Origin of the sequence: Bosea sp. 124 (genome assembly GCF_003046175.1) — a bacterium.
In the GTDB taxonomy this organism is placed as follows: Bacteria; Pseudomonadota; Alphaproteobacteria; order Rhizobiales; family Beijerinckiaceae; genus Allobosea.
This window is the reverse complement of record NZ_PZZM01000001.1, coordinates 2,810,615-2,825,488: the sequence shown is the minus strand read 5'-3', so window position 1 is coordinate 2,825,488 and position 14,874 is coordinate 2,810,615. Positions and strand designations below refer to the sequence as shown.

General features: G+C 67.3%; 15 protein-coding genes. 7 read left to right on the top strand and 8 right to left on the bottom strand.

From position 1 onward, the window contains the following. Nucleotides 1-66 precede the first annotated feature (66 nt). Entirely contained in the window at nt 67-2,460 is a 2,394-nt protein-coding gene (locus tag C8D03_RS13400) for a transketolase-like TK C-terminal-containing protein (protein ID WP_108046737.1), read from the bottom strand. A gap of 271 nt (nt 2,461-2,731) precedes the next feature. Here C8D03_RS13400 and C8D03_RS13395 point away from each other — a divergent pair, with 271 nt between their 5' ends. From C8D03_RS13395 to serA, 3 genes are all read left to right on the top strand, one after another. Continuing rightward, complete coding sequence (locus C8D03_RS13395) at nt 2,732-3,709, top strand: SPFH domain-containing protein (RefSeq protein WP_108046735.1); 978 nt, start codon at nt 2,732-2,734, stop codon at nt 3,707-3,709. A gap of 10 nt (nt 3,710-3,719) precedes the next feature. After that, on the top strand, nt 3,720-4,166 hold the full coding sequence (locus C8D03_RS13390; RefSeq protein WP_108046733.1) for an NfeD family protein: 447 nt from the start codon (nt 3,720-3,722) through the stop codon (nt 4,164-4,166). A gap of 164 nt (nt 4,167-4,330) precedes the next feature. Then, on the top strand, nt 4,331-5,581 hold the full coding sequence (serA, locus tag C8D03_RS13385; RefSeq protein WP_108051623.1) for a phosphoglycerate dehydrogenase: 1,251 nt from the start codon (nt 4,331-4,333) through the stop codon (nt 5,579-5,581). Between the two features lie 36 nt (nt 5,582-5,617). Here the strand turns inward: serA and C8D03_RS13380 are convergent, their stop codons facing one another. From C8D03_RS13380 to C8D03_RS13370, 3 genes are all read right to left on the bottom strand, one after another. Then, nucleotides 5,618-5,803 carry a hypothetical protein gene (locus tag C8D03_RS13380; RefSeq protein ID WP_146170171.1) on the bottom strand — a complete coding sequence of 62 codons (186 nt, stop codon included), beginning with the start codon at nt 5,801-5,803 and terminating at the stop codon, nt 5,618-5,620. Between the two features lie 76 nt (nt 5,804-5,879). Next, on the bottom strand, nt 5,880-7,223 hold the full coding sequence (locus C8D03_RS13375) for an ATP-binding protein (RefSeq protein WP_108046729.1): 1,344 nt from the start codon (nt 7,221-7,223) through the stop codon (nt 5,880-5,882). Next, nucleotides 7,220-7,954: a response regulator gene (locus C8D03_RS13370; RefSeq protein ID WP_108046727.1), complete on the bottom strand. Its 735-nt coding sequence runs from the start codon at nt 7,952-7,954 to the stop codon at nt 7,220-7,222. Before C8D03_RS13370 ends, C8D03_RS13375 begins: the two co-directional genes overlap by 4 nt. A gap of 240 nt (nt 7,955-8,194) precedes the next feature. Between C8D03_RS13370 and C8D03_RS13365 the strand changes: the two genes are divergently transcribed. The 4 genes from C8D03_RS13365 to C8D03_RS13350 all read left to right on the top strand — a co-directional run bounded on the left by C8D03_RS13365 (nt 8,195) and on the right by C8D03_RS13350 (nt 11,235). Next, complete coding sequence (locus C8D03_RS13365) at nt 8,195-8,461, top strand: hypothetical protein (RefSeq protein ID WP_210203923.1); 267 nt, start codon at nt 8,195-8,197, stop codon at nt 8,459-8,461. Then, complete coding sequence (locus tag C8D03_RS13360; RefSeq protein ID WP_108046723.1) at nt 8,458-9,240, top strand: SGNH/GDSL hydrolase family protein; 783 nt, start codon at nt 8,458-8,460, stop codon at nt 9,238-9,240. Before C8D03_RS13365 ends, C8D03_RS13360 begins: the two co-directional genes overlap by 4 nt. A 93-nt stretch (nt 9,241-9,333) precedes the next feature. Continuing rightward, on the top strand, nt 9,334-10,341 hold the full coding sequence (locus C8D03_RS13355; RefSeq protein WP_108046721.1) for an LLM class flavin-dependent oxidoreductase: 1,008 nt from the start codon (nt 9,334-9,336) through the stop codon (nt 10,339-10,341). 72 nt (nt 10,342-10,413) lie between these two features. Beyond that, nucleotides 10,414-11,235: a transglutaminase-like domain-containing protein gene (locus C8D03_RS13350; RefSeq protein ID WP_108046719.1), complete on the top strand. Its 822-nt coding sequence runs from the start codon at nt 10,414-10,416 to the stop codon at nt 11,233-11,235. Here the strand turns inward: C8D03_RS13350 and C8D03_RS13345 are convergent, their stop codons facing one another. From C8D03_RS13345 to C8D03_RS13330, 4 genes are read right to left on the bottom strand one after another with little or no spacing between them, the layout of a single operon-like run. Then, nucleotides 11,236-12,078, bottom strand: a complete 843-nt coding sequence (locus C8D03_RS13345; RefSeq protein WP_108046717.1) for a metal ABC transporter permease — start codon at nt 12,076-12,078, stop codon at nt 11,236-11,238. It abuts the gene before it with no gap. Further along, nucleotides 12,075-12,935: a metal ABC transporter permease gene (locus C8D03_RS13340; protein ID WP_108046715.1), complete on the bottom strand. Its 861-nt coding sequence runs from the start codon at nt 12,933-12,935 to the stop codon at nt 12,075-12,077. Before C8D03_RS13340 ends, C8D03_RS13345 begins: the two co-directional genes overlap by 4 nt. Then, nucleotides 12,932-13,873, bottom strand: a complete 942-nt coding sequence (locus C8D03_RS13335) for a manganese/iron ABC transporter ATP-binding protein (protein ID WP_108046714.1) — start codon at nt 13,871-13,873, stop codon at nt 12,932-12,934. The genes C8D03_RS13340 and C8D03_RS13335 overlap by 4 nt, the downstream gene beginning before the upstream one ends. Continuing rightward, nucleotides 13,870-14,781: a metal ABC transporter substrate-binding protein gene (locus tag C8D03_RS13330; RefSeq protein WP_210203922.1), complete on the bottom strand. Its 912-nt coding sequence runs from the start codon at nt 14,779-14,781 to the stop codon at nt 13,870-13,872. The genes C8D03_RS13335 and C8D03_RS13330 overlap by 4 nt, the downstream gene beginning before the upstream one ends. Nucleotides 14,782-14,874 lie beyond the last annotated feature (93 nt).

Genomic DNA, 14,874 nt, shown 5'->3' with positions numbered 1-14,874 from the left:
ATCTCGAAAACCAGCATGGCTTTGTCATAAGATTCCCGGGCGGCGCCCGGGAATGACGTTTGGCGCTTACGGCAGCGCCTTCAGATAGCGCACCGGCCGCCCCGGAGCAGCCGCCTGCGCGGCATGGACGATCGCGTTCGCGTCGATGCCGAAATGCCGATAGAGATCCGCGACCGTGCCGGTCTGGCCAAAATGCTCGACGCCGAGCGCCTTCTGTTTGTGGCCATGCACGCTGCCGAGCCAGGCCAGCGTCGCCGGATGCCCGTCCAGCACCGAAACGATGCCGCAATCGCGCGAGAGGTCGCCGAGCAAACGCTCGACATGGCTGGTCGCGCGGTGGTTGCCGCGCTGGCGCGCCCGCTCGGCCGCCTGCCAGCCGGCATTGAGCCGGTCGGCCGACGTGATGGCGAGCAGGCCGACATCGCGCCGGTCCTCGCCCAGCAATCCCACAGCCTTGATCGCCTCGGCCGCGACCGCGCCGGTATAGGCGATGACCACGGAGGCGTTCGGCCCGGGCTTGCGCAGCCAGTAGGCGCCATCGATGATCTCGCCTTCGAGTTCGGGCGTCATCACCCGTTGCGGCTGTTCGAGCTGCAGCGTCGAGAGACGCAGATAGACCGAACCGCCGGTCTCGTCGCGCAGCCAGGTGCGCTCGTCGGGGTCACCCTCGCCATCCTTTTGCAAATATTCGAAGGACCAGCGCATCATCACGGCCAACTCGTCGACGAAAGCCGGCTCGAAGGCACACAAGCCGTCCTGGCTCATGCCGATCAGAGGGGTGGCGATCGACTGATGCGCGCCGCCCTCCGGCGCCAGCGTCACGCCTGACGGCGTCGCCACCACCATGAAGCGGGCGTCCTGATAGCAGGCATAGTTCAGCGCATCGAGCCCGCGCGAGATGAACGGATCGTAGAGCGTGCCGATCGGGATCAGCCGCTCGCCGAAGGTCGCGTGTGAGAGGCCGAGCGCCGAGAGGTTGATGAACAGGTTCATCTCGGCGATGCCGAGCTCGACATGTTGGCCCTTGGGAGAGAACTCCCATTTCTGCATCGACGGGATGCGCTCGTCCTTGAAGGTGTCGGCCATCGAGGCCTTGGCGAAGAGGCCGCGCCGGTTCACCCAGGGGCCGAGATTGGTCGAGACCGTGACGTCCGGCGCCGTCGTGACGATGCGGTCGGCGAGCGGCCCGCCACGCTTCGCGAGCTCGTCCAGAATCTTGCCGAAGCCCATCTGCGTCGACATCACCGGCTGGATGCCGGCCTCCAGCTTCGCCGGGACCGGCAGCACCGGAGCGCTCAGCCGGCGGCGGCCTTGCGCGAAGAACGGCACCGTGTCGAGAAAGGTCCGAACCTCGCTCTCGGGCAGGCCGAGCCCTTCGAACAGATCCCATTCATGGCCCGGGCGGACGGCATTGGCGGCCTTGAAGCCCTCCATCTGCTCCTTGGTCATCAGCCCGGCATGATTGTCCTTGTGGCCGGCGAGCGGCAGGCCGAAGCCCTTCACGGTATAAGCGAGGAAGCAGACCGGCCGGTCATGGTCGACCGCCTCGAAAGCTTCGAGGATCGAGGGCAGGTCGTGCCCGCCGAGATTGCACATCAGCTTCGAGAGTTCCGCGTCGGTGCGACTCTCGATCAGTTTCGTCACCGGGCCCTGATCGCCGAGATCGTCCATCAGGCGCTTGCGCCAGGCCGCGCCGCCCTGGAAGGTCAGTGCGGAATAGAGCTGGTTCGGGCAGGAATCGATCCAGGCCTTCAACCGCTCGCCGCCCTTTTCCTTGAAGGCCGCCTGCTGGATCGAGCCGTATTTCAGCGTGACGACATCCCAGCCGAAATTGCGGAACATCGTCTCGAAGCGGTCGTAGAGCCCCTCGCGGATAACGGCATCGAGCGATTGGCGGTTGTAGTCGATCACCCACCAGGTGTTGCGCAGGCCGTGCTTCCAGCCCTCCATCAGCGCCTCGAAGATGTTGCCCTCGTCGAGCTCGGCATCGCCGATCAGCGAGACCATGCGGCCTTCGGGCCGGTCCTTCGCCCAGCCATGCGCCTTCACGTAATCCTGCGTCAGCGACGAGAACAAGGTCTGCGCCACGCCCAGGCCGACCGAGCCGGTCGAGAAATCGACATCGTCGATGTCCTTGGTCCGCGACGGATAGCTCTGCGCGCCCTTGTAGGCGCGGAAATTCTCGAGCTTTTCGCGCGTCTGCAGGCCCATCAGGTAGTTGATGGCGTGGAAGATCGGCGAAGCGTGCGGCTTCACCGCGACGCGGTCCTGCGGCCGGAGCGCCGCCATATAGAGCGCCGTCATGATCGTGCAGAGCGAGGCCGAGGAGGCCTGGTGCCCGCCCACCTTCATGCCATCGGCGCTCTCGCGCAGATGGTTGGCGTTGTGGATCGTCCACGAGGCGAGCCAGAGGATTTTCTTTTCGAGCTCGGCCAGGAATGGCAGGCGCGGATCGGACATGGTCGGCACTCCAGCAAGACGCCGATCATGCACGAAATACGCAGGTGGTGTGAACCGCAATCAACCGGGAAACGACAGGTGAAATAGCACTTTCTGCCACCACTGCCGTTGCGTTAGCGGAAACGGCCAAAATCACGCGCATGCATCGGATTGATCGGTCTCGGTCGGCCGGACGCGCGCCGCCAAACTTGCATTGGGCTGTCGCAATCGTCAGGTTGCATTGGCTTCGCGGAACACCGCAGCGGCCGGATCGGATCAGGGGAAGCGTTGGATGGACACCTTGCCGGGTTTCAGCATCTTCGTCATCGTGCTCGTCCTGCTCGTCGTCATCACCATCGCCTTCCTGGTGAAGACGGTGCCGCAGGGCTATAATTATACGGTAGAGCGTTTCGGCCGTTACTCGCGCACGCTCAGCGCCGGCCTCAACCTGATCGTGCCCTATATCGATCGCATCGGCCACAAGGTGAATGTCATGGAGCAGGTGCTCGACATTCCCTCGCAGGAGGCCATCACCAAGGACAATGCCGGCGTCCGCATCGACGCCGCCGCCTTCTACCAGATCCTCGACGCCGCCAAGGCCCGCTACGAGGTTTCCGCGCTCGACGACGCGCTGATCACGCTGACCATGACCAATATCCGCACCGTCGTCGGCTCGATGGACCTCGACCAGCTCCTCTCGCATCGCGACGAGATCAACGAGCGGTTGCTGCGCGTCATGGACGCCGCCGCCTCGCCTTGGGGCGTCAAGGTCACCCGCATCGAGATCCGCGACATCCTGCCGCCGGCCGACATCGTCGGCGCGATGAACCGCCAGATGAAGGCCGAGCGCGAGAAGCGCGCCGCCGTGCTCGAGGCCGACGGCATGCGCCAGGCCGAAATTCTCAAGGCCGAGGGCATGAAGCAGGCGCAGATCCTTGCCGCCGAAGGCCGCAAGGAAGCCGCTTTCCGCGATGCCGAGGCGCGCGAGCGCTCGGCCCAGGCCGAGGCTGCCGCGACCGCCATGATCTCGGAGGCAATCGGCAAGGGCGACATCCAGGCCGCGAACTTCCTGGTCGCAGAGCGCTACACCGACGCGCTGAAAGCCATTGCCACCGCCCCCAACAGCAAGGTCGTGATCGTGCCGATCGAGGCCGCCGCGCTCGCCGGCACGGTCGGCGGCATCGCGCAGCTCACCCGCGCCGTCTTCGGCGACGACGCGGCCGAAACCCGGCGCGGCGGCTCCGTGCCTCCCGCCGGCCGCAGCGCCTGAGGAGCGAGCGATGGCGTCCTCGATCCTGTGGCTGGGGGCCTGGGGCTGGGTCATCCTCGGCCTCGTCCTGATCGGCGGCGAGGTCTTCGCGCCGGGCATCTTCCTGCTCTGGCTCGGGCTTGCGGCGCTGCTGACGGGCGCGGTCGTCGGACTCGTCAATATCGGTTGGGAGGCGGCGGCACTGGTCTTCGCCGGCTTCAGCCTCGTCAGCGTGGTGGTCGGGCGCCTGCTGACGCGCCGCAAGGGCGAGGAGCCCGATGCCGCCACCGGCCTCAACGACCGTGGCCGCCAGCTCATCGGCAAGGTCTTCCGGCTCGAAGCCACGATGGCCGGCGGCGAGGGCCGCATCCGCGTCGGCGATTCATCCTGGCGCGTCACCGGCCCCGAATTGCTGGCCGGCAGCGAGATTCGCGTCGTGCGCGTCGAGGGTGCGACACTTGTGGTCGAGAAGGCGTGACTGCCTTGCCGGCGGCAGATCGCAAAATCAGGTTGTGTCGCGCCGCAGCGGGTCTATAGCGGGCGCTCCGCCCCCGAGACTCACTTGCGCCAAGACTTCACTTGCGCCTGTTCTTCCTTGCGCCAGTCCCCCTTTGCGCCAAGACCGATCGTTCCCCGATGACCATGCCCCGCGAACGCCTGTCCCTGTCCAAGGACCGCATCAAGGTCCTGCTGCTGGAAGGCATCAACGATTCCGCCGCAGATCTGCTGCTGAATGCCGGCTACACCAACATGACGCGCCTGCCCAAGGCGCTCGACCGCGACGCCCTGCTCAAGGCCATCGAGGGCGTGCATGTGCTCGGCATCCGCTCGCGCACGCAATTGACCGAAGAGATCTTCGCCCAGGCCAGCCGGCTTTTTGCGGTCGGCTGCTTCTCGGTCGGGACGAACCAGGTCGATCTGCAGGCCGCGCGCAATCGCGGCGTGCCCATCTTCAACGCCCCCTTCTCCAACACCCGCAGCGTCGCCGAACTGACGATCGGCGAAATCGTCATGCTGCTGCGCCGGATTCCGGACCGCTCGCGCTCCGCCCATGACGGCGGCTGGGACAAATCCGCCAACGGCGCCTTCGAGGTCCGCGGCAAGATCCTCGGCATCGTCGGCTACGGCAATATCGGCAGCCAGCTCTCGACGCTGGCCGAGGCGATGGGCATGCGCGTCGTCTATTTCGACCAGACCGACCGCCTGCGCCACGGCAACACCGATTCGGTGCCGAGCCTCGACGATCTGCTCGGCTTTGCCGATATCGTCTCGCTGCATGTGCCCGAGACGCCGCAGACGGCCGGCATGATCGGCGCCGAACAGATCGCGAAGATGAAGTCCGGCGCCTATCTGATCAACAATTCGCGCGGCACGGTGGTCGATCTCAATGCGCTGGCCGCGGCGCTGCGCAGCGGACATCTCGCCGGAGCGGCCGTCGATGTCTTCCCGGTCGAGCCGGCCTCCAACGCCGACCGTTTCGTCTCGCCGCTGCAGGGGCTCCAGAACGTCATCCTGACCCCGCATATCGGCGGCTCGACCGAAGAGGCGCAGGAGCGCATCGGTGCCGAGGTCGCGCGCAAGCTGATCGACTATTCCGATGTCGGATCGACGGTCGGCGCGGTCAATTTCCCGCAGGTGCAGCTCGCCCCGCGCGCCGTCGGCACGCGCTTCATCCATGTCCAGCGCAATGTGCCGGGCATGCTGCGGCGCCTGAACGACGTCTTCGCCAACCGCGACGTCAACATCGCCGCGCAGAACTACCAGACCGACGGCGAGGTCGGCTATGTCGTGATGGAAGCGGACAGCATCGGCGCCGATGCCCGCGATATCCTGCGCGAAATCGCCGCGCTCGAAGGCACGATCAGGGCGCGACTGCTCTACCAGCGCGCCTGACGCCAGACCACACCGGCGTTCGCCCAAACGCGTTCCTCAATGGCGCTTGCGACTGGAGCCCGATTTGATCGGCGCTTCGGCCGCGACCGGGTCGCTCGCCGGGAAGGTATCCTCCAGCGCCCGGGTCAGCTCGGCGTCCTTGCCTTGCCTGCGGCTGGCCTGACGCTGTTGCTGCTGTTCCTTGCGCAGGCTTTCCTTGGCTGGATTTGTGCTCGTCGTCATGGCGACCCCCTTGCGAATGGCCCAGCCCATTGGCTTGGCCCTGCGAAAGCAACGCGTGAGCGTCGGTCGCGTTCCGTTAGAGACGGCGCGGCCAGGCGATCCGCGCCGACAGGCCGCCCCCTTGCCGCTCGGCCAGGGTCAGCTCGCCGCGATGCGCCTCGGCGATGGCGCGCACGATCGCCAGCCCCAGCCCGAAGCCGCTGCCCTGCTTCAGTGTCCGCGCCAGATCGCTGCGGTAGAACGGCTCGAACACCTTCTCGCGCTCGTCTGGCGCGATACCCGGCCCATCATCCTCGACGAGGACGATGACCGCATCCGGCTCGCTGTCGTCGAGCCTGACCACGACCTTGCCGCCGAACTTGATCGCATTATCGACGAGGTTGGTGACGGCGCGCGTCATCTGGTCGGAATCGCACAGCGCCGAGGCCCGCATCGGTCCCTCGAAGACGACGATGTGGCCGAGATCGGCGAAATCGTCGCAGATCGTCTGGAGCAGCGCCGGAATGTCGGTCGCCGCCATGCTGCCCGACGCACGCCCCTCGCGCAGATAGGACAGGGCTCCACCGACCATCCGCTCCATCAGGGCGAGATCGGCGAGGATCGCACGGCGCTGCTTGTCGTCGGCGATCTCGTCGGCCCGCAGCCGCAGCCGGGTGATCGGCGTGCGCAGGTCATGGCTGACGGCTGCCAGCATCCGGGTGCGGTCGTCGACCAGCCGCCGGATGCGTGCAGCCATCCCCCCGAAGGCGCGGGCGAGCCGCTTGACCTCGCTCGGCCCCTGTTCGGCGGCGGCGATGTCGTCGCGGTCGGGGTCGAAGCGGTCGACCGCCGCAGCCAGGCGCGACAGCGGCGAGGCCACCGCGCGCGCCGCCCAGAGCGACAGCAGCCCGACGAGAAAAGCCAGCAAGGCAAGCATCACCACGAGATAGCCGATGAAGGCGGAGGCACGCGGTGGCCGCATCATCGGATCGGGCGACATCACCAGGCCGGTCCCGTCGCGGAAGCGCAGACCGACGGGTGCCGGTCCGCGCTGGCCCTCGGGCTTGTCGAGCACCAGCACCTCGGCCGCGCCGCCCAGCATCTCCGTGACGCTGTCGAGCATCTGTTCATCCGGCGGAGGCAGCCTGCCCGTGGTCGCCCTGGCACCGGCAGGCAGAGGCGCCAACTTCGGATGTGCCACCAGCGCCGTCTCGATGATCGCGGCCTTGGCTTCCGGTGTCGGCGCAGCCACGACCATCTGACCGATCGAAACGAGCTGTGTCACATAGGGCAGGTTCGGAATGCGCTTGAGTTCCGGCGGCAGCAGCACCACCAGCGCCGCGATCGTCACCAGATTGGCAAGCACCAGCGAGCCGATGGCGATGACCGTGATCTGCGCGGCGGCCCGCGCGGGCAGCAGGCGCAGCAGGAGCCGTTTCATCCGCCCGGATTCTCCGGCGAGGACTGAATCTCCGGCGAGAACATGTAGCCGCCGGAGCGGATGGTCTGGATCAGCTCGGGCTCGCGCGGATTGCGCTCCATCTTCTGGCGCAGGCGGCTGACGAGCACGTCGATCGAGCGCTCGAACGGCGCCGCTGCCCGGCCCTGCGTCAGGTCGAGGAGCTGGTCCCGCGACAGGACGCGGCGCGGACGCTCGCAGAAGGCGAGCAGGAGATCGAGCTCGGCCCCGGTCAGTGCGACGCGTTCCCCGGCCGGGTTGAGGAGCCGGCGCACGGCCTTGTCGAGCTGCCAGCCGGCGAAGGCGAGCATCGAGCTTTCGCCGACCTCCGGCGCAGGCGTGCCGCCGGCCCGCCGCAGCACGGCGCGGATGCGCGCGAGCAGCTCGCGCGGGTTGAAGGGCTTCACCAGATAGTCGTCGGCTCCCATCTCCAGCCCGAGGATGCGGTCGATCTCCTCGCCCTTGGCGGTGAGCATGATGATCGGCATCGCGCCGTCATTGCGCAGCCTGCGGCACAGGCTCAGCCCATCCTCGCCCGGCAGCATCAGGTCGAGCACGATCAGGTCGAAGCGTCCGTCCCGGAGTGCGACATCCATCTCGCGCCCGTTCGCGACCGCTCTGACGCGAAAATCATTGTTGCGCAGGAAGCGCGACACCAGCGTCGCGATCTCGCGATCGTCCTCGACGATGAGGATATGCGGGGTTCTTGTCATCGGCTGGCTCTGGCGCCCGCCCCTTCGACCGCAACCGGCCGAACGGACGGAATTTGCGCTCCATCACATCGTTGGAGCATGCTCTAGCCACGACCCGCGGCAAGGTCGTGGCCGGAAATGTTTCCAATCGTTTCCCGCACCGGGTGCGGAAAAGCAACGATACCAGAAGCGCGCCGCCAGACGTCATCCGGAAAAGAGACGGCCACAGAACCAGCCGGACCGCCGCGCCTCGTTGTCGTCATGATCGAGCTTTCCCTCCCTGCGGCCCCGGCCGCATCGCGCCTTCGCTGCACACTCATGCGGGTCTGCGCCGGCATCGCCCTGCTCGGCGCGGTCGGTCTCTGGCTCTGGGCCCTCCCCGCTTTGCTGAGGCAGGACGGCCTCACACCGCGCGACGGCGCGATCTGCCGGCATGGCGGCTATCGCGATCCCGTCACCGGCCGGCCGCTGCCGCCCTCCTCCGCCAGGACCGCTTGCCCGGCGGCCGTTCCTGGAGGCCGGCCATGACGGGACGGTTCCCCGCGCCCCCGCTCGCCCCGCCGCCAGCCACAGCCGTCTTCGCGCCTCGCCTGCTGGCGACGATCATCGTGATCCTTCCGCTCGCCCTGATCTTCGGCTCGCTGGCTGGCTTCGCGATCGGCCGCGTCTCGGCTCCGCCATCCTCTTATCGCGACCAGCGCCTCGCGCAGATCACGACCGACCTTCGACGGGTCGAGGGCGACTATTTGCTGGCGGCGGGCGATTCCCATGTCGCACGCTGGCGCGCCCGCGAACTCTGCGGCCTGCCGCTGGTCAATGCCGGCATCCATGGCGCGACCACGCGCGACACCGACGACATCCTGGCCGAGCTCGCCTTGCCGCGCCCTCCCCGCGCGATCATCCTGACGGTCGGCACCAATGACGCCAATCGCAAGCGTTTCCGCGATCCGCCCGAGGCCTCAGCCCGCTTCCGCCACACCTTCCGCTCGCTTTTGAAGCGGCTGTCGCACAGGACGGACCTCGTCATCGTGACCGGCCTGCCGCGCATGGACACCCGGCAGGTCGTCGACTTCTCGGCGGAAGCCATCGCCGGCATCGGGTCAGCAGCCGAAACCTCCTGCCTTAGCAACGCCTCCTGCCGTGTCGCCGGCACCTTTGCTGACGACGATGCCCTGATCGATGGCCTGCATCTCGCCGATTACGAGCGCGCCTATCGCCGGATCGCACCGACGCTCTGCGCCGCGCTGGCCGGCGAACGACCAGCCTCCTCGCCGCCCGGCCAGAACGCCGGCGCAGACGCGCCATGACGGGCCGGCGCCGCCTCTGGACCGGCGGCGCCCGCCTCCCCATCTAGAGGCAGACTCCACCGGCTCCGCCAACGGGCCCAAGCAGAGGCCCCCATGGTCGCCATCTCCGTTCTCGACCTCGTCCCCGTCCGTGAAGGACAGGAGCCGGGCGATGCGCTCCGCGCCTCGATCGATCTCGCCCGCCACGCCGAGGCTCTCGGCTACAAGCGCTATTGGGTGGCCGAGCATCACAACATGACTGGCATCGCCAGCGCCGCGACCGCCGTGGTGATCGGCCAGCTCGCCGCCGCGACGAAGACGATGCGGATCGGCGCCGGCGGGATCATGCTGCCGAACCACGCCCCGCTGGTCATCGCCGAGCAGTTCGGCACGCTCGAAGCCCTGTTCCCCGGCCGCATCGATCTCGGCCTCGGTCGCGCGCCGGGAACCGACCAGCTCACCATGCGCGCACTCAGGCGCAACCCGATGTCGGCGGATTCCTTCCCGCAGGATGTCCTCGAGGTGCAGGCCTTCTTCGCTCCGGCCGGGCCGAACCAGGCGATCCAGGCCGTGCCCGGCGCCGGGCTGAACGTGCCGCTCTGGATTCTCGGCTCCAGCCTGTTCGGCGCGCAGCTCGCCGCCGAACTCGGGCTGCCCTATGCCTTCGCCTCGCATTTCGCGCCCGATGCGCTGATGCAGGCGCTGTCGGTCTATCGCGAGCGCTTCAAGCCCTCGGAGCAGCTCGACAGGCCCTATGCCATGCCCGGCATCAACGTCATCGCAGCCGAGACCGACGCCGAGGCGCGCCATCTCGCGACCTCGCTGCAGCAGCGCTTCGTCGGCATGGTGCGCGGTGCGCGCGGCAAGCTGCAGCCGCCGCTCGACGACATCGAGACCTACTGGTCGCCGGCCGAGAAGGCCCATGTCTCCTCGATGCTGCGCTACGCCTTCATCGGCTCGCCGGAGACGCTGAAGCGCAATCTGGGCGCGTTCATCGCCGCGACACAAGCCGACGAGATCATGGCGACCGCGCCGATCTTCGACCATGAGGCGCGGAAACGGTCGTTCGACATCCTCGCCGGTATCGCGCCGGAGATCGGGATCGCCGCACAGGCGGCATAGCTCGCAGCCGGAACTTCCGCACCGCAATGGCGTTGCCCGGACTTCCATGTTGCGATGCACCCGGGGGCGACCATGAAACTCAACCTGTCGGCGACGCTGACCTATGGCTTCGACAGCGCGACGCAGGTCATCGCCGCGATCGAGGCGGCGCGCTCGGCCGATCAGACGATCATCTCGGAAAGCCTGGTGATCTCGCCCGACGCCGTCCTCGTCCGCGACCAGGACCCCGTCACCGGCGAGCGCCGTTTCCGGACCGCTCTCTCGGGCCAGGTCGAGATCAGCTACCGGGCGCTCGTCGACAATGGCGAGCGCGTCCCGCTCGGGCCGCAGGCGCGCCAGCACGACTGGTCGGAGCTGCCGCAGGACGTGCTGCCCTATCTGCTGCCGAGCCGGTTCTCGCCCTCGGACGAGTTCATGCGCTTTGCCCAGCGTGAATTCCGCGCGATCGAGGGCGGCGGAGCGCGCATTCTCGCCGTCCTCGACTGGCTCCATGAGCATCTCGACTATGTCCACGGCGTCAGCCACGCCCAGACCACGGCCGAGCAGACCTTCATCGACCGCGCCGGCGTCTGCCGTGACTTCAGCCATCTCGGCATCGCGCTGACGCGGGCGCTCAACATCCCGGCGCGGGCCGTCAGCGCCTATGCGCTCGATCTCGACCCGCCGGATTTCCACGCCATCTTCGAGGTCTATCTCGATGGGCGCTGGTGGCTCGTCGATCCGACGCGGCTGGCCCCCATCGAGGGCATGGTCCGGATCGCCAGCGGCCGTGACGCCGCCGACATCGCCTTCCTCACCAGCCAGTTCAACTGCCAGTGCCTGGCGCAGACTGTCACCGTCACGCGAGCGCAGGACGATACGAACAGCGACGGGGCCGACCTGGAGGCTGCCTGATCAGGCAGCCGCCGCCCGCCGGGCGGAACGGCGCAGGTTGAACCCCAGCGCCGCAAGGAAGAACACCGCCTGGACCACGACGATGCAGGGCCCGGTCGCCCCGTCGAGATGGAAGCTCAGGATCGTGCCCAGCACGCTCGACAGCGTCGCCACGCCAACCGCGACCGCGAGCATCGCATCAAAACGCCGCGTCGTCAGGAAACCGATGGCGCCGGGCGCGATCAACATGGCGACGACGAGGATAATGCCCACCGCCTTCAGTGCCGCCACGATGGTCAAAGCCAGCAGCATCAGCAGGCCAAAGTTCAGCAAACGCACCGGCAGCCCGATCGCCCGCGCATGGGCCGGGTCGAAGGCGAGCAGCAGGAAGTCGCGCCGCTTCGCCAGCATGATCGCGATCGTCGGTACCGCGATCGCCGCCGTCTCGGCGATGTCCTCCCAGCGCACGCCGAGCATGTTGCCGAACAGGACGTGCAGCAGATGCTGGTCGCTGTCGACCTTGACGAACATGACGAGGCCGAGCGCGAACATGCCGGAGAAGACGATGCCCATCACCGTGTCCTCCTTCACCCGGCTGTTCTCCTTGAGGTAGCCGATGCCGAGCGCGCAGCCGAGGCCCGCGACGAAGGCGCCGGCCGCCAGCGGCAGCCCCGCGACCTGCGCCAGCACGATGCCCGGCAGCACCGCATGCGAGACGGCGTCCCCCATCAGCGACCAGCCCTTGAGGATCAGGAAGCAGGACAGGACCGCGCAGACGATGCCGACCAGCACGGCAACGACCAGCCCGCGCTGCATGAATTCATGCGCCAGCGGGGCAATGAGCCAGGTTTCGACGAGGCTCATGGGGCCGTCTCCGACACGGCCCGTGCCGCGCGCGCGGCCGCCAACCGGCCATGCTTGGGCGCGAAGACGAAGGCGAGCAGGAACAGGATGGTCTGGAACACCACGATCAGCCCGCCGGTCGAGCCGTCGAGGAAATAGCTGGCATAGGCGCCGGCCGCGCTGGTGATGACCCCGAGCAATACCGCGATCCAGATCAGCCGGCCGAAACGGTCGCTGAGCAGATAGGCGGTGGCACCGGGCGTGATCACCATGGCAATCACCAGCACGGCCCCGACCGTCTGCAATGCCGCGACCGTACAGGCGCTGAGCAGGGCGAAGAACAGGGCTTTCATGCAGGTCGGCGAGAGGCCGACGGCCCGCGCCTGGTTCTCGTCGAAGAAGACCAGCATCAGGTCGCGCCAGCGCGCCACCAGCACGACGAGCGAGACCGCGGCGATGATCGCGACCTGGACGACGTCCTCGTCGGAGATGCCGAGGATATTGCCGAGCACGATCGACTGGACGTTGACCGAGGTCGGGTTGATCGAGACGATCAGCAGCCCGGTTGCGAAGAAGGTGGTGAAGACGATGCCGATGACCGCGTCCTCGCGCAGCTGCGTGCGCACCCTGACCAGCGCCATGGCGAGCGCCGCCAAAAGCCCGGAGAAGAAGGCGCCGGCCGCATAGGGCACCTTGAGCAGATAGGCCAGCGCGACGCCGGGCACGATCGCATGCGCCAGCGCATCGCCCATCAGCGACCAGCCCTTCAGCATCAGGAAGCAGGACAGGAAGGCGCAGACCCCGCCGACCAGCGCCGAGACCCAGATCGCCCGGACCATGTATTGATAGCCGAACGGTTCCAGCAGCAATTCCATCATGGCGCGGGGTCCTTCGCGCGATCCGGTTTCCCGCTATCCACCGCCCCGCCATTCGCCTTGCTGCCGGCCAGCGTCTCGCTGTCGTGCTTGCCGTAGAGCACGAGCGGGCGCTCGTCATCGGTGATGACGGTGACGCGGCGCTCATCCGCGTCGTCGTGCAGATCGGCGCCGCCCAGGCGGAAATGCCGGAGCGCACCACCGAAGGCGCGCTGCAGATTGTCATGGGTGAAGGTGGTTGCGGTCGGCCCCGCCGCCAGCACGGTGCGGTTGATGATCACGACCTGGTCGCAGAAATCAGGGATCGAACCGAGATTATGCGTCGAGACCAGCATCAGCCGCCCCTCGGCCCTGAGCTCGCGCATCAGCGCGACGATCGCGTCCTCGGTCTTGACGTCGACGCCGGTGAAGGGCTCGTCGAGCAGGATGACCTGCCCGCCCTGCGCCAGCGCCCGCGCCAGGAAGACACGCTTGCGCTGCCCGCCCGACAATTCGCCGATCTGGCGCTTGCGGAACTCCAGCATGTTGACGCGGCCCAGCGCCTGGTCGACGGCAGCGCGATCCGCCTGGCCCGCGATGCGCAGGAAGCCCATATGGCCATAGCGGCCCATCATCACGACGTCCTCGACCAGGACCGGAAAGGTCCAGTCGACCTCCTCGGCCTGCGGCACATAGGCGACGAGCCCGCGCTTCAGGGCCTGGCGCACCGGCAGGCCGGCGATCGAGACCGAACCCCGCGCCGGCTTCAGAAAGCCCATCAGCGTCTTGAACAGTGTCGACTTGCCGGAGCCGTTGATGCCGACGAGCGCGCAGATCGTGCCGGCGCCAAGCGCGAAGGAGGCATCGTTCACCGCCGTCACGCCGTTGCCGTAGCGCACCGTGACGCTCTCGACCGCAATCGAGGGCGTCACGTCGGGAAGGCCGGTCGCAGGAGCATTCACTGGCCGAAACCCTTGGCGATGGTGTCGACGGTGACTTCGAGCAGCTTCAGATAGGTCGGCACCGGCCCGTCCCCGGCCGAGAGCGAATCGACATAGAGCACGCCGCCATAGCGGGCGCCGGTCTCGCGCGCGACCTGTTTGGCCGCCTTGTCCGAGATCGTGCTTTCGCTGAACAGGGCCGGGATCTTGTTCTTGCGGACGAGGTCGATCAGCCGCCGCACCTGCTGCGGCGTGCCCTGCTGGTCGGCATTGATCGGCCAGAGATAGGCCTCGCGCCAGCCATAGTCGCGGGCGAGATAGCTGAACGCGCCTTCGCTCGAAACCAGCCAGCGCTTGTCGGCCGGCACCTTGTCGAGCCGCGCGCGCAGGGGCGCATCGACCGCCTTGATCCTGTCGGAATACGCCTGCGCATTGCGGGCATAGATCTCCGCCTTGGCCGGATCGGCCTCAGCCATCGCCTTGCGGATGTTTTCGACATAGATCAACGCGTTCTTGGTCGACATCCAGGCATGCGGGTTGGGCTTGCCCTCATAGGGGCCCTCCTTGATCCCCATCGGCTCGATGCCCTCGGTCACGACCGTGCTCTTCACGCTCTTCACATTCTCGAAGAAGCGCTCGAACCAGCGTTCGAGGTTCATGCCGTTCCAGAGCACCAGATCGGCCGACTGCGCCTTCACCACGTCGAGCGGCGTCGGCTGGTAATCATGGATTTCAGCGCCGGGCTTGGTGATCGATTCGACCACGGCAGCGTCTCCCGCGACATTCTGCGCGATATCTTGGATCACCGTGAATGTCGTGACGACGCGCAGCTTCTTCTCCTGTGCCTGCACGGCCCCGGAGCCGAGTGCAAATCCGCCGCCCAGCAGCACGACGGCCCCCAGAGCCATGAAAGATCGACGCGAACGCATGCCGTCTCCTGTCGGATGTCCAACCATGCCATCACGCTATTGCAACGCACTTGCATCTGTCAATGCAGTTGCGAGTGATTTGCAATAAGGATT

Coding starts and splice junctions, on each gene's coding strand:
- C8D03_RS13400 (WP_108046737.1), bottom strand. CDS start 2,460: ATGTCCGATCCGCGCCTGCCATTCCTGGCCGAGCTCGAAAAGAAAATC.
- C8D03_RS13350 (WP_108046719.1), top strand. CDS start 10,414: ATGAAACTCAACCTGTCGGCGACGCTGACCTATGGCTTCGACAGCGCG.
- C8D03_RS13380 (WP_146170171.1), bottom strand. CDS start 5,803: ATGACGACGAGCACAAATCCAGCCAAGGAAAGCCTGCGCAAGGAACAG.
- C8D03_RS13375 (WP_108046729.1), bottom strand. CDS start 7,223: ATGAAACGGCTCCTGCTGCGCCTGCTGCCCGCGCGGGCCGCCGCGCAG.
- serA (WP_108051623.1), top strand. CDS start 4,331: ATGCCCCGCGAACGCCTGTCCCTGTCCAAGGACCGCATCAAGGTCCTG.
- C8D03_RS13395 (WP_108046735.1), top strand. CDS start 2,732: ATGGACACCTTGCCGGGTTTCAGCATCTTCGTCATCGTGCTCGTCCTG.
- C8D03_RS13330 (WP_210203922.1), bottom strand. CDS start 14,781: ATGCGTTCGCGTCGATCTTTCATGGCTCTGGGGGCCGTCGTGCTGCTG.
- C8D03_RS13370 (WP_108046727.1), bottom strand. CDS start 7,954: ATGACAAGAACCCCGCATATCCTCATCGTCGAGGACGATCGCGAGATC.
- C8D03_RS13365 (WP_210203923.1), top strand. CDS start 8,195: ATGATCGAGCTTTCCCTCCCTGCGGCCCCGGCCGCATCGCGCCTTCGC.
- C8D03_RS13340 (WP_108046715.1), bottom strand. CDS start 12,935: ATGATGGAATTGCTGCTGGAACCGTTCGGCTATCAATACATGGTCCGG.
- C8D03_RS13390 (WP_108046733.1), top strand. CDS start 3,720: ATGGCGTCCTCGATCCTGTGGCTGGGGGCCTGGGGCTGGGTCATCCTC.
- C8D03_RS13345 (WP_108046717.1), bottom strand. CDS start 12,078: ATGAGCCTCGTCGAAACCTGGCTCATTGCCCCGCTGGCGCATGAATTC.
- C8D03_RS13360 (WP_108046723.1), top strand. CDS start 8,458: ATGACGGGACGGTTCCCCGCGCCCCCGCTCGCCCCGCCGCCAGCCACA.
- C8D03_RS13355 (WP_108046721.1), top strand. CDS start 9,334: ATGGTCGCCATCTCCGTTCTCGACCTCGTCCCCGTCCGTGAAGGACAG.